Below are 19,788 nucleotides of genomic sequence, written 5' to 3'. Positions count from 1 at the left end.
CACGCTGCCGACCCCGCTGACCGAGCTGATCGGGGTGCGCCACCCGGTGGTGCAGACCGGGATGGGCTGGGTGGCCGGGCCGCGGCTGGTGTCGGCCACGGCGGAGGCGGGCGGGCTGGGCATCCTCGCGTCGGCGACGATGAGCCACGACGAGCTGGCCGCGGCGATCGCGGAGACCAAGCGCCGCACCGATCGGCCGTTCGGGGTGAACCTGCGGGCGGACGCGGAGGACGCCGCGCGGCGGGTGGAGCTGCTGATCCGGGAGGGGGTGCGGGTGGCCTCGTTCGCGCTGGCGCCGCGGCGGGAGCTGATCGCGGAGCTGAAGGCGGCCGGGGTGGTGGTCGTGCCGTCGGTGGGCGCGGCCCGCCACGCGGAGAAGGTGGCCGCGTGGGGCGCCGACGCGGTGATCGTGCAGGGCGGCGAGGGCGGCGGGCACACCGGCGGGGTGGCGACGACGGTGCTGCTGCCGTCCGTTGTGGACGCCGTCGACATCCCGGTGGTGGCGGCCGGCGGGTTCTTCGACGGGCGCGGGCTCGCGGCGGCGTTGGCCTACGGCGCCGCGGGTGTCGCGATGGGCACCCGGTTCCTGTTGACCAGGGAGAGCACGGTGCCGGACGCGGTGAAGCGGGCGTACCTGGAGCGCGGCCTCGGCGACACGGTGGTGACCCGCAAGGTGGACGGGCTACCGCATCGGGTGCTGCGGACCGAACTGGTCGACGGGTTGGAGCGGTCGGGCCGGGTCGGTGGGCTGCTGCGGGCGGTGCGCAACGCGGCGCGGTTCCGCCGGCTGACCGGGCTGTCGTGGCGGTCGATGGTGCGGGAGGGTCTGGCCATGCGCGGGGAGCGGTCGTGGGCGCAGGTGGTGATGGCGGCGAACACCCCGATGCTGCTGCGCGCCGGCCTCGTCGACGGCGACACCCGAGCCGGCGTGCTCGCCTCGGGCCAGGTGGTGGGCCTGCTCGACGATCTGCCCTCGGTCGCCGAGGTGGTCGAGAGCACCGTCGACCAGGCCGCCGCCATCCTCACCCGCCTCGCCGCCCTCCCCACCCCCTGATCCCCATGCCCGTGTGTCCGCGCCCTGTGCACACGTGTCCGCGCCGTGCGACGCCGACACCCGATCACAGTGCGCGGACACAGCGAGCAGGACGGGCACTGGTCAGAGGCCGCGGACGACTCGGCACGGGTTGCCGGCGGCGAACACCCGCTCCGGCAGGTCGCGGGTCACCACGCTGCCCGCCCCGACGACCGTGTTCGCCCCGACCGTCACCCCCGGGCACACGATGACCCCGCCGCCGAACCACACGTTGTCGCCGATGGTGATCGGCGCGCCGGTCTCCCAGCGCTGCCGCCGGGCCTCGTGGTCGGCCATCGGGTGCAACGCGGTCAGCAGTTGCGCGCGCGGGCCGATCGACACGTCGTCGCCGATGACGATGGGCGCGCAGTCCATCAGGATCGCGTCGTAGTTGAGGAAGCTGTTGGCGCCGATCTCGATGAGGTAGCCGTAGTCGCACTGGAACCGCGGCACGATCCAGGACCCCTCGCCGAGCCGGCCGAGGAGCGCGCGCAGCACCCCGTCCCGCTGGTCGATCTGGTCCGCGGTGGTCGCGTTGAACTCGTCGAGCAGGGCCTGGGCCCGGCGACGCTCGGCGACGAGCTCCGGATCGCTGTCCCGGTACGGCTCACCGCGCAGCATGCGCTCCCTGTGCTCACCCACCCGGCCACCGTATCGGCCCGGCGCGGTCAGCGCGGGTGGGCGAGGTCGACCGCGGCGCGGACGGCCGCGCGGAAGCGGTCGACGGGAAAGCGCTCGGGGTCGGTGAGCACCAATCGGGCGGCCATCTCGAACAGCGCCACCACCGCGTGGGCGACGATCTCCGGGTCGAGCTCCGGCGGGGCGTCCAGCGAGCGGAGCAGTGACCGCGCGACCTCGGTGGTGCGGCCGAGCACGTCGGCACGCGCCTCCTCCCGGGCCAGGTGGAACGGCGCCGGCATGTCGGCCATCGGCAGCACGATGCAGTGCCACCGGTCCGGCGCCGCGCGCACGACCCGGAGGAACCGGGTGAGCGCCTGCTCCACCAGCTCGGCGGGATCGACCGGCAGCCGATCGAGGTCGGCGGGCAGGACGGAGAGCAACTGCGCCATCCCCTGCCGCTGCTCCCGGTGCAGCAGTGCGGCGAGCAGGTCGGCCCGGTTGACGAACACGCTGTAGACCACCGGCTTGGTCACCCCGGCCTGCTCGGCCACCGCGTCCATGGTCACGGCGTTGTGCCCGCGGGTGACCACCAGGTGCAGCGCGGCGTCCAGCAACTGGGTGCGGCGCTGCGCGGCCGGCACGCGCGGGGCGTAGGCCCTGCGCTTCCTCCCCGACGTGGCGGCGGGCGTCACATCGCCTCCCTGCGCGGCGTTCCTGGACACGGAACCCTACCGTAGAGTATTCCTACTCGAGAGTAGGAATTGCCCGTTCGCCGGCGTGAGGAGCACGTCCATGACCGAGCAGTACCCGCACCTGCTGCGCCCGCTCGACCTCGGGTTCACCACGCTGCCCAACCGGGTGCTGATGGGCTCGATGCACACCGGCCTGGAGGACCGCGCCGGTGACACCCGCAAGCTGGCCGCGTACTTCGCCGAGCGGGCACGCGGGGGCGTCGGGCTGATGGTCACCGGCGGGTACGCGCCGAACCGGACGGGCTGGCTGTACCCGTTCGCCGGCAAGCTGTCCACGAGGGCCGAGGCCCGGCGGCACCGCACGATCACCGACGCCGTGCACGCCGAGGGCGGGGCGATCGCGGTCCAGCTGCTGCACGCCGGCCGGTACGCCTACCACCCGCTGTCGGTGTCGGCGTCGGCGGTGAAGTCGCCGATCACGCCGTTCGCGCCACGGGCGCTGTCCGACCGGGGGGTGCGCGCGCAGATCGCCGACTTCGCCGCGGCGGCCGCGCTGGCCAGCGAGGCCGGGTACGACGGTGTGGAGATCATGGGGTCGGAGGGCTACCTGATCAACCAGTTCCTGGCGCCGCGCACCAACCGGCGGGCCGACCGGTGGGGCGGCACGCCGGTCGGCCGGCGCCGGTTCGCCGTGGAGGTCGTCCGGCGGTGCCGCGCGGCGGTGGGCGACGACTTCATCATCCTGTACCGACTGTCCATTCTCGACCTTGTTCCGGACGGGCAGGCGTGGGACGAGGTGGTCGCGCTCGCCACCGAGGTCGAGGCGGCCGGCGCCACCATCGTCAACACCGGAGTGGGCTGGCACGAGTCGAGGGTGCCGACGATCGCCACGTCCGTGCCGAGGGCGGCGTTCACCGACCTCACCGCGCGGCTGCGCCGGCACCTGCGCGTCCCGGTGGTCGCGTCCAACCGGATCAACATGCCGAGGGTGGCCGAGGAGGTGCTCGCCCGGGGCGAGGCGGACATGGTGTCGATGGCCCGGCCGTTCCTCGCGGACCCCGACTGGGTGCGCAAGGCCGCCGCCGGGCGCCCGGACGAGATCAACACCTGTATCGCGTGCAACCAGGCGTGCCTGGACCACACGTTCTCGCTGCGGAAGGCGTCGTGCCTGGTGAACCCACGGGCCGCGCACGAGACCGTGCTGACGCTGCGGCCCGCGCGGCGGGTGAGGCGGATCGCGGTGGTGGGCGCCGGGCCGGCCGGGCTGGCGGCGGCGACCGGGCTCGCCGGCCGCGGGCACGCCGTGGACCTGTTCGAGGCGGAGGCGGAGGTGGGCGGCCAGTTCGACATGGCGCGGCGGGTTCCGGGCAAGGAGGAGTTCGCCGAGACCATCCGCTACTACCGGCGGCAGCTCGAGCTGACCGGGGTGCGACTGCACCTGGGTGCCCGAGTCGGGAGGGTGGAGCTGCGCGGGTACGACGAGGTGGTCGTGGCCACCGGGGTGGCGCCACGGGTGCCGGCCATCCCCGGGATCGACCACCCCTCGGTGATGTCCTATGTAGACGTACTGCGGCACGGCCGGCCGGTGGGGGACCGGGTGGCGGTGATCGGCGCGGGCGGCATCGGGGTGGACGTCAGCGAGTTCCTCACCCATGGGTCGTCGCCGTCGCTGGACGTGGCGGCGTGGCGGGCGGAGTGGGGCGTCACCGATCCGGATCGGGCGCGGGGCGGTCTCGGGGAACCGAAGCCGGAGCCGGCGGCACGCACGGTGTACCTGTTGCAGCGCAAGGCATCCCGGATCGGGGCCGGCCTGGGGAGGACGACCGGGTGGGTGCACCGGGCGACCCTGAAGGCGAAGAACGTGCACCAGCTGACCGGCGTGCGCTACGAGCGCATCGACGACGAGGGGCTGCACGTCGCGCTGGGGCCACGGCAGGCCGAGCGGCGGACGCTGGCGGTGGACACCGTGGTGGTGTGCGCCGGCCAGGAGCCGGTGCGCGACGTGGCCGACGAGCTCGCCGGGGCCGGTCTGCCGGTGCACGTCATCGGCGGCGCCGAGCGTGCCGCGGAGCTCGACGCCAAGCGCGCCATCCGCCAGGGCACCGAGCTCGCCGCGCGGCTGTGACACCCCTCACCGCGAAACCCTTCACCGCACTGCCGTCGCACCCTCGACTACCTCGGTCGGCGTGTCCACAATGGTCCGACGCATTCCGACCCAGGGTAGGTCAGTGCGCCTCGGCCGGCGGCGCCACCACGACCTCCAAGCCGCGCGGTCGTCCGCCGGTGACCAGGGCACCCGCCACGAGCTCGTCGACGGCGCTCCGGCACTCGCGGTGGCCCGACGTGGGCACCAACGACTCGAGCACCAACGACTCGGGCGCCAGCTGGTCCATGTACCGCTCGTTCATCCTGGTCACCTCCTCTCGACCGCTCGGCCGGGTGTGTCACCCGTCACTGTGACGCAGCATAGCACTCCGAGGTTCCGCGGGAGCCGCAATCAGTACGGCCCACCCCGGCTCGTCCGGCGACTCCCGCTCGACCCAGCCCCGCGGCCACCGGCGGCGCACCCCGTCGGCGACCCGCACGCCCGCCCCGGTGAGCGTCACCTCGGTCCGCGTGCCGAACTCGACCTCACCCTCGAACCGCGCGCCTCGGAAGAACTTCTCGTCCCGGCCGAACCCCACCCGCCGGAAGTCGGCGATCCCGAGGAAGCGGGCGTTGCGGAAGTCCGCCACCCCGGACACGGTGGTTCCGCGGAACACCGCCGGCCCGGTGACGGTCGCGCCGGCGAGCGACAACTCCGTCACCGAGCAGTGGGTGAGCACCACCTTCGCCAGCGTCGCGCCGGCCAGGTTCACCGCGACGCCGCCCCAGAACTCCCGCCCGCTCCCCGGCCGCAGGTGCCGGGCCAGCAGGTCGTGCGCGGCCTGCCGGACCTCGGCCTCCTCCGTGTCGGCACCCACCGGCATCCGCAGATAGGCGCACACGAGGTTGACGATCGTCTGCCGGTGTGGCGGCGCGTCCTGCGCCAGCCGCTCCAGCGCGTACAACCCGGCCAGCCGTACCGGGGCCTTGTCGCTGCCCAGCTGGTCGGCCGCCTTGCCGTACAGCTCGGTGATCCTGCGCTCGGCGGCGTCGTGGTCACGCTGCCGCAGGTCGAGCTCGGTGGCCCGCTGCCGGCGCGCGGCCAGCAGCAACGCGGCCGCTCCGCCGGTGCCCACCACGATGCTGGCCGCCGTGCGAATCACATCCAGCCGCACCGAGTCCCCGGGCGCGCCCACGGCGGACCACAGCAGCACCACCGCGAGCACCGCCACCACCAGCAGGCCGACCGCCCACACCGTGATCGTCGTGGTGGACAGCACCCGGTGCTCACCGCGCTCCCGGCCACCGCCGCGCACGTCACCCTTCCCGCCGTCGCCGCCCCCAACCGGACACGAACGGTAGCGGATCCGGCACGCGGGCCGAAAGCGGCCGGGTGGGCTACCTACCCGAGGCGCTCGATGATGGTCACGTTGGCCGTGCCGCCGCCCTCGCACATCGTCTGCAGCCCGTACCGACCACCACGACGCTCCAGCTCGTGCAGCAACGTCGCCAGCAGCTTGGTGCCGGTGGCGCCGATCGGGTGGCCCAGCGCGATGCCGCCGCCGTTGACGTTGACCCGCTCCGGGTCGGCGTCGGTCTCCTCCAACCACGCGAGCACCACGCTGGCGAACGCCTCGTTCACCTCGAACAGGTCGATGTCGGCCACACCCAGCCCGGTGCGGCGCAGCGCGTGCGCGGTCGCCGGGATCGGCCCGGTGAGCATCCACACCGGGTCGGCCGCCCGCACCGACAGGTGGTGGATGCGCGCCCGTGGGGTCAGCCCGTGCTCGGCCACGAACCGCTCCGACGCCAGCAGTGCCGCGCTGGCCCCGTCGGAGATCTGGCTGGCCACCGCAGCCGTCAGCCGCGACCCGGGGCTCAGCGGCGGCAGCGCCGCCATCTTCTCCGGACTGGTGTCCCGCCGCGGCCCCTCGTCCCGAGCCAGCTCGCCGACCGGCACGATCTCGGCGGCGAACCGGCCCTCGTCGATCGCCGCCAGTGCCCGCCGGTGGCTGCGGTAGGCGTAGGCCTCCATCGCCTCCCGGGAGAGGTCCCAGTGCTCGGCGATCATCTCCGCGCCGCGGAACTGGGAGATCTCCTCGGTGCCGTAACGCTCGCGCCACCCGACCGATCCGGTGAACGGGTCGGGAAAGCCGTACTCCCGGCCGGCCAGCATCGCCGCGCTGATCGGGATGGCGGTCATGTTCTGCACCCCGCCGGCCAGCACCGCGTCCGCCGTGCCGGACAGCACCGCCTGCGCGGCGAAGTGCACCGCCTGCTGGCTCGACCCGCACTGCCGGTCCACGGTCACCCCGGGCACGTGGTCGGGCAACCCCGCGGCCAGCCACGCGGTGCGGGCGATGTTGCCCGCCTGCGGCCCGAGCGTGTCGACGCAGCCGAGGATCACGTCGTCCACCAGGTCCGGGTCCACCCCGGTCCGCTCGAGCACGGCGGTGATGACGTGCCCGGCCAGGTCGGCGGGGTGCACCTCGCCGAGCGCGCCGCCGCGCCGGCCGACCGGCGTGCGCACGGCGTCGAGCAGGTAGGCCTCGGCCATCGGGATACCTCCTAGGTCGACCGGGAACCGGTGGCGATGCCGTCGAGCAGGATCGCCAGGTACTGCTTCGCCACGTCGTCGGCGGACAGCGTGCCGCCGGGGTTGTACCAGCGCACCGCGACCCACACGGTGTCCCGGATGAACCGGTAGACCAGCTCGACGTCGAGGTCGGCGCGGAACACGCCGTCCCGCACCCCGTCGGTGAGGATGGTGTTCCACAGCCGGCGGAACTCGGCGTTGCGCCGCTCGAGGTAGTCGAACCGGTCGAACTGGGCCAGGTGCTTGGCCTCGTTCTGGTAGATCGCCACCTCGGCGGGATGGTCGTGGATGGACCGGAACGACGCGGTCACCACGGCCTCCAGCGTGCGCCGCGGGCCGAGGCCGGCGGCGACGATCTCGGCGTAGGTGCCGAACAGCTCGTCGAGGAAGCCGCGGAGGATCTCGTCGGCCATCGACTCCTTGGAGTCGAAGTGGTGGTACAGGCTGCCGGACAGGATCCCGGCGGCGTCGGCGATGTCCCGCACGGTCGTGGACACGTATCCGCGCTCGGCGAACAGCCGCGCCGCCAGCGCCAGCAGCTCCGCCCTCCGCCCAGAGGCGGTGCCGCCGGCCTGCCGCTTCCTCGCCGTCCTCGTGCCCATCGGCCACCGACCCCCTACGCGTGCTGGCTACTGACCGAGACGACCTCGCCGGTGAGGTACGAGGCGTACTCGCTGGCGAGGAATACCATCACATTCGCCACCTCCCAGGGCTCGGCGGCCCTGCCGGAGGCCTCCCGCGCGGTCAGCTCGGTCAGCAGCTCCTCGCTGGTGACCTTCGCCAGGAACGGGTGCATCGCCAGGCTGGGTGCCACCGCGTTCACCCGGATGCCGTGCGGTGCGACGTCCACCGCGGCGCACCGGGTCAGCGCCATCACCCCGGCCTTCGCGGCGGCGTAGTGCGCCTGCTCGGCCTGCGCCCGCCAGCCGATCACCGAGGCGTTGTTGACCACCGCTCCCCCGCCGCCCTGGGCGAGGAACCGGCGCAGCACCGCGCGGGTGACCCGGAACGTGCCGTTCAGCGTCACGTCCAGCACGCGCGACCACTCCTCGTCGGTCATGTCCACGATGGACCGGCTGCCCCCGAGGCCGGCGTTGTTGATCAGCACGTCGATCCGGCCGAACCGGGTCGCCGCGCCGTCGACGAGCCCCCGCACCTGCGCCTCGTCGGTCACGTCGCACGGGATCGCGTGCACCTCGCCCACGGCGGCCAGCTCCGCGGCCTTCTCCCCCAGCCGGCGCTCGTGCCAGTCGCTGAGCACCACCCGCGCGCCCTCCTCGAGCGCGCGCCGGGCCACCGCCGAGCCGATCCCGGTGCCGGCGGCGGCGGTCACCACCACCACCTTGTCGCGCAACAGGTCCCGGCCGGGCGGGTAGGTCGGCAGGGGGATCACGGGCGCACCTCCCGGGGAAGGCCGAGCACCCGCTCGGCGATGATGTTGCGCTGGATCTCGTTGGAGCCGCCGTAGATGGTGTCGGCGCGGCTGAACAGGTACAGCCGCTGCCACCGGTCCAGGTCCGGGTCGGCGACCATCCCGGCCGCGCCGCGCACCAGCATGGCCAGCTCGCCGAGGTCACGGTGCCAGTTCGCCCAGAGCAGCTTGCTCACCTCGGCCACGCCGGGAGCGGCGCTGCCGAGGGTGCGCAGCGCGTGCGCGCGCAGCACCTCCAGCCCCAGCTCCGCGCGGGCCAGCCGTTCGGCGACCACCGGGTCGTCGGCGGCGCCGGTGCGCTCGGCCAGCTGGGTGAGCGCGCGCAGTTCGCGCCGGAACCCCACCTGCTGGCCCAGCGTCGCCACGCCCCGCTCGACGCCGAGCGTGCCCATCGCGACCTTCCAGCCCTCGCCCGGCGCGCCGACCACGTTGTCCCGCGCGGTCCGGGCTCCGTCGAAGAAGACCTCGTTGAACTCGGCGGTGCCGGTGAGCTGCCGGATGGGCCGCACCTCCACCCCGTCCTGGCGCATCGGCACCAGCAGGTAGGACAGCCCCCGGTGGCGGGTCGAGCCCGGCTCGGTGCGGGCCAGCACGAAGCACCAGTCGGCCACGTGCGCCAGCGACGTCCACACCTTCTGCCCGCGCAGCACCCACTGGTCACCGTCGAGGGTGGCCGTGGTGGACACCGCGGCTAGGTCGGAGCCGGCGCCGGGCTCGGAGTAGCCCTGGCACCACAGCTCCTCCACGGCGACGATCCTCGGCAGGAACCGCCGTTGCTGCGCTCGCGTGCCGAACGCGATCAGCGTCGGGCCGAGCAGCTCCTGGCCCAGGTGACTCACCTTGGCCGGCGCGTCGGCCAGCGCGTACTCCTCGTGGAAGATCACCTGCTGCTCCAGCGTCGCACCGCGACCGCCGTGCTCCACCGGCCAGCCGATGCAGGTCCAGCCGGCGACGGCCAGGTGCCGTTCCCAGGCCAGCCGCTCCTCGAACGCCTCGTGCTCGCGGCCGGGCCCGCCGAGCCCGCGCAGCGCCGCGAACTCGCCGGTGAGGTTCTCGGCGAGCCAGGCCCGCACCTCGGCGCGGAACGCGTCGTCGGCCATCCCGACCTCCCTCCCACCACTGGAATCCGGCACCGGGCCCGCCGCCCGCGTCTGGTCAACGGGACCGTTCCTGCCGTAGGCTACCCTACCAAGCATTTGCTAGGTAGGAGTCCGCTCGAGCCGGGTCGTGAAGGGACCGCCATGCGCGTCGACAGCACCGCGGAGATCGACAGCACCGCGGAGACCATCCCGGCCGCGCTGGTCCGCGCCGCGCGGCGGTTCCCCGACCACGAGGCGGTGGTGGACGAGACACCCGTCGACGGCCCGGTGCGGATGAGCTACGCCGAGCTGCACGACCGGGTCCGCCGGTGCGCGGCACTGCTCGCCGGGCACGGGATCGCCCCCGGCGACCGGGTCGCGCTGTGCTCACCCAACACCCACCACTGGGTCGTCGCGGCGCTCGGCGCGCTCTACGCCGGCGCCACCCTGGTGCCGGTCAACACCCGGTTCACCGGCCCGGAGATGCGCGACGTCGTCGCGCGAAGCGAGGCCCGCGCGCTGGTGGTCGCCGGCCCCTTCCTCGGCGTGGACCGGCTCGCCGAGCTGCGCGCCGCGGGCCTGTCGCCACAGCGCGCCGTGCTCCGCGTCCCCGTGGAGGGGCCGGTCGGCCCCGAGGACGGGGTGCTCGACTGGGCGGAGGTGGACCGGGCCGACCCGACCGGCGCCGACGGGCGGGCCGCCGCCGTCGGCCCCGACGACGTGAGCGACATCCTGTTCACCTCGGGCACCACCGGGCGCAGCAAGGGCGCGATGACCAGCCACCGGCGCTCGCTCGGAGTGGCCGCGGCGTGGGCCGAGCGCGGGGGCCTGCGCGCCGACGACCGGTACCTGGTGATCAACCCGTTCTTCCACAGCTTCGGCTACAAGGCCGGGATCCTGGCCGCGCTGCTGCGCGGGGCGACCCTGCTGCCGCACCGCACCTTCGACGTCGCCGCCACGCTGCGCGCCATCGAGACCGAGCGGGTGACCGTGCTGCCCGGCGCGCCGACGATCTACTCGACGCTGCTCGACGCGCCGGAGCGCGGCCGGCACGACCTGTCCAGCCTGCGGCTCGCGGTCACCGGGGCGGCGACCGTGCCGGTGGTGCTCGTCGAGCGGATGCGCACCGACCTCGGCTTCGACACGGTGCTCACCGCGTACGGCCTGACCGAGGCGGTGGTGGCGACGATGTGCCATCCCGACGACGACCCGGAGACCGTGGCGCGGACCGCGGGCAGGGCGGCGGCCGGCTTCACCGTGCGGATCGCCGAGGGAACCGGGGAGGTCCTGCTGCGCGGACCGAACACGATGCTCGGCTACCTCGACGACCCCGAGGCCACCGCGACGGCGATCGACGCCGACGGCTGGCTGCACACCGGCGACGTCGGCGTGCTCGACGAGCGCGGCTACCTCACGATCACCGACCGGATCAAGGACATGTACATCTGCGGCGGGTTCAACGTCTACCCGGCCGAGGTGGAGCAGGCGCTGGCCCGGCTCGACGGGGTGGCCGAGTCGGCGGTGGTCGGGGTCGCCGACGCCCGCCTCGGCGAGGTCGGCAAGGCGTTCGTGGTGCGCCGCCCGGGCAGCAGGCTGGCAGACGAGGACGTCCTGGCGCACTGCCGGCGAGAGCTGGCCAACTTCAAGGTGCCGCGGCACGTGGAGTTCCGCACGGAGCTGCCCCGCAACGCCGCCGGCAAGGTGCTCAAACGCGTACTGCGGGAACGGGAGCGGTGATGGCGAGCAACGCGGGCAACGAGGTGGTGCGGTACGAGCGGAGCGGGCCGGTCGCGTTGGTGACCCTGAACCGGCCGGAGTACCGCAACGCGCAGAACTCGGCGATGACCTACGCGCTGGACGCGGCGTTCGCGCGCGCGGTGGACGACGCCGAGGTGAAGGTGATCGTGCTGGCCGGCGCCGGGGAGCACTTCTCGGCCGGGCACGACATCGGCAGCCCCGGGCGGGACGTCGACGTCTCGTTCGAGCGCAAGGCCGTGCTGTGGTGGGACCACGTGGACGCCGCCGGCGGCGACGCGCGGTTCGCCCGCGAGTCCGAGGTGTACCTGGGCATGTGCCGGCGCTGGCGGGAGATCCCGAAGCCGACCATCGCCAGCGTGCAGGGCGCGTGCATCGCCGGGGCGCTGATGCTGGCGTGGGTGTGCGACCTGATCGTGGCCAGCGAGGACGCCTTCTTCGCCGACCCGGTGCTGCGGATGGGCATCCCCGGGGTCGAGTACTTCGCCCACCCGTGGGTGCTCGGGCCCCGCGCGGCGAAGGAGGTGCTGTTCACCGGCGAGCGGTTCTCCGCCCGGCAGGCCCGGGAGTGGGGCATGGTCACCAGGGTGGTGCCCCGCGCCGAGCTGCGCGCGGAGACGCTCGCGCTGGCCGAGAGGATCGCGGCGATGCCCCGGTTCGGCCTCGCGCTGGCGAAGAAGGCGGTGAACCAGGCCGAGGACCTGATGGGCCTGCGCAGCGGGATGGACGCGGCGTTCGGCCTGCACCACCTCGCGCACGCGCACAACGCCGAGGTGGGCGGCGACGCGCTGGCCGGGCAGGACGCTCGCTCGATGCGGGACGGTGGCTCGATGCGGGACTCCTCGGCCGAGGAGCGCGACGGGAAGGGTTGACCAGCATGGACCTCGAGCTCGACGAGTCGGCGCGGGCGTTCCGCGACGAGGTGCGGGCCTGGCTGGCCGAGCACGTGCCACGTCGGCCGCTGGCGTCGTTCGACACCGCCGAGGGCTTCGCCCAGCACCGGGAGTGGGAGCGGACGCTGGGCGAGGCACGGCTGTCGGCGGTGTCCTGGCCGCGCGAGTACGGCGGCCGGGACGCCGGCCTGCTGGAGTGGGTGCTGTTCGAGGAGGAGTACTACGCGGCGGGCGCGCCGGGACGGGTGAGCCAGAACGGCATCGCCATGCTGGCGCCGACGCTGTTCGCGCACGGCACACCCGAGCAGCGGAGCAGGGTGCTGCCGCCGATGGCGCGCGGCGAGCAGATCTGGGCGCAGGCGTGGTCGGAGCCCGAGGCCGGCAGCGACCTCGCCGCGCTGCGCAGCACGGCGACCAGGGTCGACGGCGGCTGGCTGCTGTCCGGGCAGAAGACGTGGAGCTCGCGGGCCGCGTTCGCCGACCGGGCCTTCGGCCTGTTCCGCTGCGATCCCGGCAGCGAACGGCATCGAGGACTGATCTACGTGATGGTTGACCTGCGCGCGGACGGCGTGCGGGTGCGGCCGATCGCGCAACTCGACGGTGAGCCGGGCTTCGCCGAGATCTTCCTGGACGAGGTGTTCGTGCCCGACGCCGACGTCATCGGCACGCCGGGCGAGGGCTGGCGGATCGCGATGACCACCGCGAACAACGAGCGCGGGGTGTCGCTGCGCAGCCCGGGCCGGTTCCTCGCCGCCGCCGACCGGCTGGTGCGGGAGTGGCGCCGGGTGGGCGACCCCGCGGACACGGCGCTGGCCGAGCGGGTGGCCGACGCGTGGATCGCCGCGCGGGCCTACCAGCTGCACACGGTCGGCACGGTGACCAGGCTGGCCGAGGGCGGCACGCTGGGCCCCGAGTCGAGCGTGGCCAAGCTCTTCTGGTCCAGGTTGGACGTCGACCTGCACGAGACCGCGCTCGACCTGCTCGGCCCGACCGGGGAGCTGCGCGGCGCGGACGGCTGGGTGGACGGGTGGCTGTTCGCGCTGGCCGGCCCGATCTACGGCGGTACCGACCAGATCCAGCGCACCACCGTGGCCGAGCGGTTGCTCGGGCTGCCCAGGGGGCCGCGATGAGGTTCACGCTGTCGACCGAGCAGCGGCAGTTCGCCGCGAGCCTCACCGACCTCCTTTCTACTCTGGACACTCCGGCCGCGGTGCGGGCCTGGGCGACCGGCGACACCGCGCCCGGTTTGCGGGTGTGGCGGGCGCTGGCCGAGGTCGGGGTGCCGGCGCTGGCGGTGCCGGAACGGTGGGGCGGGCTCGGCGCCTCGCCGGTCGACCTGGTGGTGGCGTTCGAGCGGCTGGGCCATCACGCCGTGCCCGGGCCGTGGGTGGACAGCACGGCGGTGCTGCCCGCGCTGGTGGCCGGTGAGCTCGCCGAGCGGTGGCTGCCCGGCGTGGCCATCGGCGACACGCGGGCCTCGGTCGTGCTGCCGCCGCACGTGCCCCACGCGCTGGACGCCGACGTGGCCAAGGTGCGGGTCCTGGTGGACGGGACCCGGCTGCGCGCGTTCTCCCCCGGCGCCGCACTGTCCTCCGTGGACCCCGCGCGACGGCTGCGGGTGGCCGAGCCCGGTGCCGTACTGGGCGAGGTGGCCGACGCCGAGCGGGCCTTCGCGCTCGGCGCGCTGGCGACGGCGGCCCAGCTGCTCGGCGCCGGCCAGTGGCTGCTCGACACCAGCGTGGCCTACGCGCGGCAGCGCCGGCAGTACGGCCGGGAGATCGGCCAGTTCCAGGCGGTCAAGCACCTGCTCGCCGACGTGGTGACCCGGCTGGAGCTGGCCCGGCCGCTGGTGTACGGCGCGGCGGTGGCACTGGCGGGCCCGACCCCGGACGCGGCCAGGGACGTGGCCGCCGCGAAGGTCGCCGCCGGCGACGCGGCGTACCTGGCCGCGCGCACCGGGCTGCAGGTGCACGGCGCGATCGGGTACACCCTGGAGCACCCGCTCGGGCTGTGGCTGACCAAGGTGCGGGCGCTGGTCGGGGCCTGGGGCACGGCCGCCGTGCACCGCCGCCGGGTGCTCGACGCCGCCGGCGCGGGGCGGGCCGGCTGATGGAGCTCCTGGTCACGGACGAGCAGCGCGCGCTGGCCGAGGCGGTGCGCGCGGTGCTGCGGCGCACCGAGGGTTCGCGCGTGTGGGAGACGCTGTGCGCGCAGGTCGGGGTGGCCGGGCTGGCCGTCCCGGAGGAGTACGGCGGCGCCGGTGCCGGGCCGCGGGAGCTGGCCGTGGTGGCCGAGGAGTTGGGGCGGGAGCTGGTCGGCGGGCCGTTCCTCGGCTCGGCGGTGCTGGCCACGGCCGCGGTGCTGGCCGCCGGCGACACCGCGGCGGCCGCCCGGCTGCTGCCCGGGCTCGCCGAGGGCCGTGCCGTCGCGGCGCTGGCCTGGGTGCCGGAAGGGGGCCGCTGGGATCCGTCCACCGTGGCCTGCTCGGCGTCCGAAGGCGGGGTGACCGGCACGGCGCACTACGTGCCGGACGGCGACCGGGCGGACGTCCTGCTGGTCGTCGCCCGGGATGCCGCCGGGGTGGGGCTGTACGAGGTCGACCCGGCGGGGCCGGCGGTGCGGCGGGAGCGGACGGCCACCATGGACGAGACCCGCCCACTGGCCACGGTGACGTTCACCGGCGCGCCGGCCCGGCGGCTGGGGGGTGGGGACGTCCGCCCGGCGCTGGCCCGGGTGCGCGATTTGGCCTGCGCGGTGCTGGCCGCCGAGCAGGCCGGCGCGGCCGCCGGTGCCCTGGAGATCACCGTGGCGTACACGAAGGAGCGGGAGCAGTTCGGCCGGCCGATCGGCGGCTTCCAGGCGCTCAAGCACCGGATGGCGGACCTGTACGTGCTCACCGAGACCGCCCGCTCGGCCGCCCTCGCCGCCGCCGACGCGCTGACCCGCGGCGGCACCGGAGACGCCGAGCCGGTCCCGGCCCGGCTGGCGGCGGTGGCGAAGGCGCACTGCTCGGAGGCGCTGTCGACGGTCGCCGCGGAGATGATCCAGCTGCACGGCGGCATCGGGATCACCTGGGAGCACCCCGCGCACCGGTACCTCAAGCGGGCCCACGGCAGCGCGCAGCTGCTCGGCCAGCCGCACGAGCACCTCGCTCGGCTCCGCCAGTGCGCTCAGCCGCGGCCGAGGTAGGGCATGCCGGTGGCGGTGAGGGTGAGGAACGGGACGTTGGCCTCGGGCGGCAGGTCCGCCATGTAGAGCACCGCGCGGGCGGCGTGCTCGACGTCGAAGGTCGGCTCCGGCCGGACGCTGCCGTCGGCCTGGACGGCGCCACCGGCGATGCCGGCGGTCAGCTCGGTCGCGGCGTTGCCGATGTCGATCTGCCCGCAGGCGATGCCGAACGCCCGCCCGTCCAGCGCGATGGACTTGGTCAGCCCGGTGATCGCGTGCTTGGTCGCCGTGTACGCGACGCTGCGCGGGCGCGGGGCGTGCGCCGAGATCGAGCCGTTGTTGATGATGCGACCGCCGGACGGGTCCTGGGTCTTCATCAGCCGGACGGCGTGGTGGGCGCACAGGAACATCCCGGTGAGGTTCACCTCCACGACGGCCCGCCACTGGTCGGGGTCGATCTCGTCGACCGCCCCCCGCGGACCGAATGTCCCGGCGTTGTTCACCAGCAGGTCGACCCGGCCCCACCGCTGCCGGACCCGTTCGAACAGCGCCGCCACGGCGGCGGCGTCGGTGACGTCGGTCGGCAGGATCAGTGAGTGCTCCTCGGACGCGCCGGCGGCCGTCTCCCGCAGCGCGCCCTCCCGCCGCCCGGCCAGCACGACCCGGTACCGCCGGGTGAGCAACGTCGTCGCCACCGCCCGGCCGATCCCCGACCCGGCTCCCGTCACCACCGCCACCCGCTCCGGCATCACGGGATGATCGTAGCCGCCGCCGCGGTCGGCACCCGTCAGAACCAGTCGTCCGGGCGGGGCCAGGTGAGCAGCTCGGCGAGGTCCTCGCGCACCTGCCCGTCGCCGTCGGCCGGTACGGACTCGGTCGCGGTGTAGCGCCCGCGGTAGAACAGCAGCGGCCGCCCGTCCCGGATCTCGCCCAGCTCCAGCACCCTGCCGACCACCACGAAGTGGTCACCGGCCTCGTGCACCGCCTCCACCGCGCAGTCCAGCCAGGTCAGCGCGCCGTCCAGCAGCGGAGCGCCGGAGGCCGCGGCCCGCCAGGCCACGGCGGCGAACTTGTCCTCGCCGCGCGCGCCGAACACACCGCTCACCGCCCGCTGGTCGGCGGCCAGCACGTTCACCGCGAACCGCCCGACCCCCTCGATGATCGGCCAGGTCCGGGAGGTCCGCGCCGGGCAGAACAGCACCAGCGGTGGGTCCAGCGACAGCGCGGCGAACGACTGGCAGGCGAACCCCACCGGCCGGGTGCCGTCGTGCGCGGTGATTACGGTGACCCCGGTGCAGAAGTGCCCGAGCACGGCGCGGAACCGCGCCGCGTCGATCGTGCCGGCCACCGTCATACCCGCCACCTCACGAGCGCCACCTCACGACTGCTGCGCGCCCACGCTGAAGTCGTGGCCCCACAGGCTCACCGCGGTGCTCTCCCGCGCGATCCACTTCTCGTCGTCAACCTGCCGCCCCTCGCAGCCGAACTCGACGTCGAACCCGCCGGGCGTCTTCATGTAGAACGACAGCATCAGGTCGTTGACGTGCCGGCCCAGCGTGGCCGACATGGGCACGCCGCGCCGCTTCGCCCGGTCCAGGCACAGCCCGACGTCGTCGGTGTTGCCCACCTCGATCATCAGGTGGACGATGCCGCTCGGCGTGGGCATCGGCAGGAACGCCAGGCTGTGGTGGCGCGGGTTGCAGCCGAGGAAGCGCAGCCACGCGGGCGGCCCGTCGGCGGGCCGCCCGACCAGCTGCGGCGGCAGCCGCATCGAGTCGCGCAGCCGGAACCCGAGCACGTCGCGGTAGAACCGCAGTGACGCCTCGTCGTCGTGGGTGGACAGCACCACGTGGCCCAACCCCTGCTCGCCGGTGACGAACGCGTGTCCGTACGGGCTCACCACCCTGCGATGCTCCAACGCGATGCCGGAGAACACCTCCAGCGTGTTGCCGGAGGGGTCCTCGAAGGTGATCAGCTCGTCGACCCGGCGCTCGGCGCGCAGCTCGGCGGTGCCGTCCTTCACCGGCACGCCGTGCTCCTCCAGCCTCCGGCGGACCTCGGCCAACTCCTCGCCGGTGGCCGCCTCCCAGCCGGCCTGGGCGAGCCGGTCGGTCTCCCCCGGCACGATCACCAGCCGGTACGGGAAGTCGTCCATCCGCAGGTACAACGCGTCCGAGTCCGCGCCCTTGCCCTCGACCATGCCGAGCACCTTGAGCCCGTACTCGCGCCACGCCGCCATGTCGGTGGCCTCGATGCGCAGGTAACCAAGGGAACGAATACCCATGCTCACTCATCCTTCAGGAAGTCGATGGCCAGCCGGTTGAACTCGGCGAACCGTTCCAGCTGCGCCCAGTGCCCGCACCGGCCGAACACGTGCAGCCGCGCGCGGGGAATCGTCTTCAGCGCCAGCAGTGCCCCGTCCAGCGGGTTGACCCGGTCCTCCCGGCCCCAGACCAGCAGCACCCGCTGCCGCAGCCGGTGCGCCTCGCGCCAGAGCAGGCCCTGCTCGTAGGTCTCCGGCCGGGTGAACGACGCGCCCATCGCGGCCATCGCGGCCAACGACTCCGGCGTGCTCGCCGCGGCGAACCGCTCCTCGACCAGCTCCTCGGTGATCAGCGACTGGTCGTACACCATCACCCGGAGGAACTCTTCGAGCTTCTCCCTGCTCGGCCCCGGCGGCGCGGCGAACCGCGCGAGGTTCTTCACCCCCTCCGTCGGGTCCGGGGAGAACACGTTGACGCTCAGGCCGCCCGGCCCCATCAGCACGAGCCGGCCGGCGCGGTCGGGATGGTCGAGCGCCAACCGCACCGCGGCGCCCCCGCCGAGCGAGTTGCCGACCAGGTGGGCCTTCTCGATGCCGAGCGCGTCCATCAGCCCCACCACGGCGCTCGCGCTGTGCGTGAAGTACTGCGGGTGGTCGGTCGGCTTGTCCGACCGCCCGAAGCCGGGCTGGTCGACGGCGAGGGTACGGAACTCCTTGCCGAACACCGGCAGGTTGCGGCCGAAGTTGCTCCACGCCGAGGCACCGGGCCCCCCGCCGTGCAGCATGATCACGGTCTCGGGGTGCTCCGTGCCCACCTCGTGGTAGTGCAGCCGCAGCCCCGACCACGTTTCGACGAACGTGCCCTCCACCATCGTCACACCATCGCGTTCTCGACGGGCAGCCCGAAGGCGCCGGTGCCGAACATCGTGTACGCCCGCTCGGGGTCGTTGGCCGCGTGCACCCGGCCGGCGTGCGCGTCCCGCCAGAACCGCTGGATCGGGGTACCCACCCGCAGTGCCCGCCCGCCGGAGTTCTCGAAGAGCCGGTCGATCGCGGCGATCGCCCGCTCGGTGCCGCGCACCTGGTCGCGGCGAACCCGCAGCCGGGTCTCGAAGGGCAGCTTCTCGCCCCGGCACGCCGCCTGGTACAGCTCGTCGATGTTGTGGGTCAGCTGCAGCCACGCCGCGTCGATCTCGCTGGCCGCCTCGGCGATCCGCACCTTGGCGAACGGGTCGTCCTTGGACTGCTCGCCGGCGTAGGCCGCGCGCACCCGGGTGCGCTGGTAGGCCACGTGCGCGTCGTAGGCGCCCTGCGCCATCCCGATGATCGGGGCGGTGATCGTGCTCGGGTGCACCGAGCCGTACGGCAGCTGGTACAGCGGGCCCGGGTTGACCTTCTGCCCCGGCGTGACGCACTTCGACGTCGCCATGAAGCTCAGCGCCCGGTGAGCGGGCACGAACACGTCGTCCACGATGACGTCGTTGCTGCCGGTGCCGCGCAGGCCGACGGTGTCCCAGACGTCCTCGATGGCGTAGTCGGCGATCGGCAGCAGGTAGGTGCAGAAGTCCACCGGCTTGTCGCCGTCGAACGCCGGCGCGCCGAGCAGCACCCAGGTGGCGTGATCGCAGCCGGAGGAGAAGCTCCACCGGCCGGACAGCCGGTAGCCCCCGTCGACCAGCCGCGCCTTGCCCATCGGCGCGTAGGACGACGAGATGCGGGTGTCGACGTCCTCGGCCCAGACGTCCTCCTGCGCCTGCGGCTCGAACAGCGCCAGGTGCCACGGGTGCACGCCGAGGATCGAGGCGACCCAGCCGGTGGAACCGCACGCGCTGGCGATCAGCTTCACCGCCGTGTAGAAGGTGACCGGGTCGGCCTCGTAACCGCCGTAGGTCTTCGGCTGCAGCAGCTTGAAGAAGCCGGTCTCCTGCAGGGCCTTGATCGACTCGTCGGGAACCCGCCGGGCGTCCTCGGCCTCCTGCGCCCGGTCGCGCAGCGTGGGCAGCAGCTCCTGGATGCCCGCGATCACCGCGGCGGTGCCCTGCTCGGTCATGACCTGCCCCATCTCCTGCTCGTCGTCGTCAACTCGGCGGTGCCCGGAGGGAGCACCCCCGCCACGGCGGCGCGATCGCCGC

The 19,788-nt window shown here is 74.1% G+C and carries 20 protein-coding genes; 7 read left to right on the top strand and 13 right to left on the bottom strand.

From position 1 onward, the window contains the following. Window positions 1-4 precede the first annotated feature (4 nt). Window positions 5-1,054, top strand: a complete 1,050-nt coding sequence (locus BM051_RS15410) for an NAD(P)H-dependent flavin oxidoreductase (RefSeq protein WP_092530914.1) — start codon at window positions 5-7, stop codon at window positions 1,052-1,054. A gap of 102 nt (window positions 1,055-1,156) precedes the next feature. On the opposite strand, the gene BM051_RS15405 is transcribed toward BM051_RS15410, so the two are convergent. Next, the gene (locus BM051_RS15405; protein WP_092530812.1) at window positions 1,157-1,714 is read right to left on the bottom strand and encodes a sugar O-acetyltransferase; all 558 of its coding nucleotides are present in this window, start codon (window positions 1,712-1,714) and stop codon (window positions 1,157-1,159) included. Between the two features lie 26 nt (window positions 1,715-1,740). Then, a complete protein-coding gene (locus BM051_RS15400) occupies window positions 1,741-2,415 on the bottom strand; it encodes a TetR/AcrR family transcriptional regulator (protein WP_243859842.1) in 675 nt (224 codons plus the stop codon). Between the two features lie 70 nt (window positions 2,416-2,485). On the opposite strand from BM051_RS15400, the gene BM051_RS15395 reads away from it, so the two are divergent. After that, window positions 2,486-4,510, top strand: a complete 2,025-nt coding sequence (locus BM051_RS15395) for an NADPH-dependent 2,4-dienoyl-CoA reductase (protein WP_092530810.1) — start codon at window positions 2,486-2,488, stop codon at window positions 4,508-4,510. A gap of 100 nt (window positions 4,511-4,610) precedes the next feature. Here the strand turns inward: BM051_RS15395 and BM051_RS15390 are convergent, their stop codons facing one another. The 6 genes from BM051_RS15390 to BM051_RS15365 form a co-directional block, all read right to left on the bottom strand. Continuing rightward, window positions 4,611-4,793: a hypothetical protein gene (locus BM051_RS15390; protein WP_092530809.1), complete on the bottom strand. Its 183-nt coding sequence runs from the start codon at window positions 4,791-4,793 to the stop codon at window positions 4,611-4,613. Between the two features lie 36 nt (window positions 4,794-4,829). Further along, the gene (locus BM051_RS15385; RefSeq protein WP_341770874.1) at window positions 4,830-5,786 is read right to left on the bottom strand and encodes a pentapeptide repeat-containing protein; all 957 of its coding nucleotides are present in this window, start codon (window positions 5,784-5,786) and stop codon (window positions 4,830-4,832) included. A gap of 86 nt (window positions 5,787-5,872) precedes the next feature. Further along, window positions 5,873-7,027 (bottom strand): acetyl-CoA C-acetyltransferase, encoded by a 1,155-nt coding sequence (locus BM051_RS15380; RefSeq protein WP_092530808.1) that lies wholly within the window; start codon window positions 7,025-7,027, stop codon window positions 5,873-5,875. An 11-nt stretch (window positions 7,028-7,038) separates the two neighbouring features. Then, a complete protein-coding gene (locus tag BM051_RS15375; RefSeq protein ID WP_092530807.1) occupies window positions 7,039-7,668 on the bottom strand; it encodes a TetR/AcrR family transcriptional regulator in 630 nt (209 codons plus the stop codon). A gap of 14 nt (window positions 7,669-7,682) precedes the next feature. Next, window positions 7,683-8,459, bottom strand: coding sequence for an SDR family oxidoreductase (locus BM051_RS15370; protein WP_092530806.1), 777 nt, complete (start codon window positions 8,457-8,459; stop codon window positions 7,683-7,685). Then, window positions 8,456-9,598, bottom strand: a complete 1,143-nt coding sequence (locus tag BM051_RS15365) for an acyl-CoA dehydrogenase family protein (protein ID WP_092530805.1) — start codon at window positions 9,596-9,598, stop codon at window positions 8,456-8,458. The genes BM051_RS15370 and BM051_RS15365 overlap by 4 nt, the downstream gene beginning before the upstream one ends. Window positions 9,599-9,739: 141 nt before the next feature. On the opposite strand from BM051_RS15365, the gene BM051_RS15360 reads away from it, so the two are divergent. From BM051_RS15360 to BM051_RS15340, 5 genes are read left to right on the top strand one after another with little or no spacing between them, the layout of a single operon-like run. Then, window positions 9,740-11,314: a FadD3 family acyl-CoA ligase gene (locus tag BM051_RS15360; protein WP_092530804.1), complete on the top strand. Its 1,575-nt coding sequence runs from the start codon at window positions 9,740-9,742 to the stop codon at window positions 11,312-11,314. Next, window positions 11,314-12,204, top strand: coding sequence for an enoyl-CoA hydratase (locus tag BM051_RS15355; protein ID WP_092530803.1), 891 nt, complete (start codon window positions 11,314-11,316; stop codon window positions 12,202-12,204). Before BM051_RS15360 ends, BM051_RS15355 begins: the two co-directional genes overlap by 1 nt. Window positions 12,205-12,209: 5 nt before the next feature. After that, window positions 12,210-13,355, top strand: a complete 1,146-nt coding sequence (locus BM051_RS15350; protein ID WP_092530802.1) for an acyl-CoA dehydrogenase family protein — start codon at window positions 12,210-12,212, stop codon at window positions 13,353-13,355. Next, window positions 13,352-14,335 (top strand): acyl-CoA dehydrogenase family protein, encoded by a 984-nt coding sequence (locus BM051_RS15345; protein WP_092530801.1) that lies wholly within the window; start codon window positions 13,352-13,354, stop codon window positions 14,333-14,335. The genes BM051_RS15350 and BM051_RS15345 overlap by 4 nt, the downstream gene beginning before the upstream one ends. Beyond that, window positions 14,335-15,414, top strand: coding sequence for an acyl-CoA dehydrogenase family protein (locus tag BM051_RS15340; RefSeq protein ID WP_092530800.1), 1,080 nt, complete (start codon window positions 14,335-14,337; stop codon window positions 15,412-15,414). The genes BM051_RS15345 and BM051_RS15340 overlap by 1 nt, the downstream gene beginning before the upstream one ends. On the opposite strand, the gene BM051_RS15335 is transcribed toward BM051_RS15340, so the two are convergent. From BM051_RS15335 to hsaA, 5 genes are read right to left on the bottom strand one after another with little or no spacing between them, the layout of a single operon-like run. Continuing rightward, on the bottom strand, window positions 15,396-16,142 hold the full coding sequence (locus BM051_RS15335; RefSeq protein WP_177216936.1) for an SDR family oxidoreductase: 747 nt from the start codon (window positions 16,140-16,142) through the stop codon (window positions 15,396-15,398). The two genes, BM051_RS15340 and BM051_RS15335, sit on opposite strands and share 19 nt — an antisense overlap. A 38-nt stretch (window positions 16,143-16,180) precedes the next feature. Further along, the gene (gene hsaB / locus BM051_RS15330) at window positions 16,181-16,747 is read right to left on the bottom strand and encodes a 3-hydroxy-9,10-secoandrosta-1,3,5(10)-triene-9,17-dione monooxygenase reductase subunit (RefSeq protein ID WP_092530798.1); all 567 of its coding nucleotides are present in this window, start codon (window positions 16,745-16,747) and stop codon (window positions 16,181-16,183) included. 24 nt (window positions 16,748-16,771) lie between these two features. Further along, entirely contained in the window at window positions 16,772-17,677 is a 906-nt protein-coding gene (gene hsaC / locus BM051_RS15325; protein WP_092530797.1) for an iron-dependent extradiol dioxygenase HsaC, read from the bottom strand. Between the two features lie 2 nt (window positions 17,678-17,679). Continuing rightward, entirely contained in the window at window positions 17,680-18,528 is an 849-nt protein-coding gene (hsaD, locus tag BM051_RS15320; protein WP_177216935.1) for a 4,5:9,10-diseco-3-hydroxy-5,9,17-trioxoandrosta-1(10),2-diene-4-oate hydrolase, read from the bottom strand. Window positions 18,529-18,530: 2 nt separating this feature from the next. Beyond that, window positions 18,531-19,706 (bottom strand): 3-hydroxy-9,10-secoandrosta-1,3,5(10)-triene-9,17-dione monooxygenase oxygenase subunit, encoded by a 1,176-nt coding sequence (hsaA, locus tag BM051_RS15315; RefSeq protein WP_092530912.1) that lies wholly within the window; start codon window positions 19,704-19,706, stop codon window positions 18,531-18,533. Between the last annotated feature and the right edge of the window lie 82 nt (window positions 19,707-19,788).

The organism is Amycolatopsis arida (assembly GCF_900115565.1).
GTDB classification, from domain to species: domain Bacteria; phylum Actinomycetota; class Actinomycetes; order Mycobacteriales; family Pseudonocardiaceae; genus Yuhushiella; species Yuhushiella arida.
The sequence above is the reverse complement of the archived record's forward strand: the minus strand, read 5'-3'. Positions and strand labels throughout refer to the sequence as shown.

Coding starts and splice junctions, on each gene's coding strand:
- BM051_RS15375 (WP_092530807.1), bottom strand. CDS start 7,668: ATGGGCACGAGGACGGCGAGGAAGCGGCAGGCCGGCGGCACCGCCTCT.
- BM051_RS15345 (WP_092530801.1), top strand. CDS start 13,352: ATGAGGTTCACGCTGTCGACCGAGCAGCGGCAGTTCGCCGCGAGCCTC.
- hsaB (WP_092530798.1), bottom strand. CDS start 16,747: ATGACGGTGGCCGGCACGATCGACGCGGCGCGGTTCCGCGCCGTGCTC.
- hsaD (WP_177216935.1), bottom strand. CDS start 18,528: ATGGTGGAGGGCACGTTCGTCGAAACGTGGTCGGGGCTGCGGCTGCAC.
- hsaC (WP_092530797.1), bottom strand. CDS start 17,677: ATGGGTATTCGTTCCCTTGGTTACCTGCGCATCGAGGCCACCGACATG.
- BM051_RS15360 (WP_092530804.1), top strand. CDS start 9,740: ATGCGCGTCGACAGCACCGCGGAGATCGACAGCACCGCGGAGACCATC.
- hsaA (WP_092530912.1), bottom strand. CDS start 19,706: ATGACCGAGCAGGGCACCGCCGCGGTGATCGCGGGCATCCAGGAGCTG.
- BM051_RS15395 (WP_092530810.1), top strand. CDS start 2,486: ATGACCGAGCAGTACCCGCACCTGCTGCGCCCGCTCGACCTCGGGTTC.
- BM051_RS15350 (WP_092530802.1), top strand. CDS start 12,210: ATGGACCTCGAGCTCGACGAGTCGGCGCGGGCGTTCCGCGACGAGGTG.
- BM051_RS15340 (WP_092530800.1), top strand. CDS start 14,335: ATGGAGCTCCTGGTCACGGACGAGCAGCGCGCGCTGGCCGAGGCGGTG.
- BM051_RS15365 (WP_092530805.1), bottom strand. CDS start 9,598: ATGGCCGACGACGCGTTCCGCGCCGAGGTGCGGGCCTGGCTCGCCGAG.
- BM051_RS15355 (WP_092530803.1), top strand. CDS start 11,314: ATGGCGAGCAACGCGGGCAACGAGGTGGTGCGGTACGAGCGGAGCGGG.
- BM051_RS15380 (WP_092530808.1), bottom strand. CDS start 7,027: ATGGCCGAGGCCTACCTGCTCGACGCCGTGCGCACGCCGGTCGGCCGG.
- BM051_RS15335 (WP_177216936.1), bottom strand. CDS start 16,142: ATGCCGGAGCGGGTGGCGGTGGTGACGGGAGCCGGGTCGGGGATCGGC.
- BM051_RS15390 (WP_092530809.1), bottom strand. CDS start 4,793: ATGAACGAGCGGTACATGGACCAGCTGGCGCCCGAGTCGTTGGTGCTC.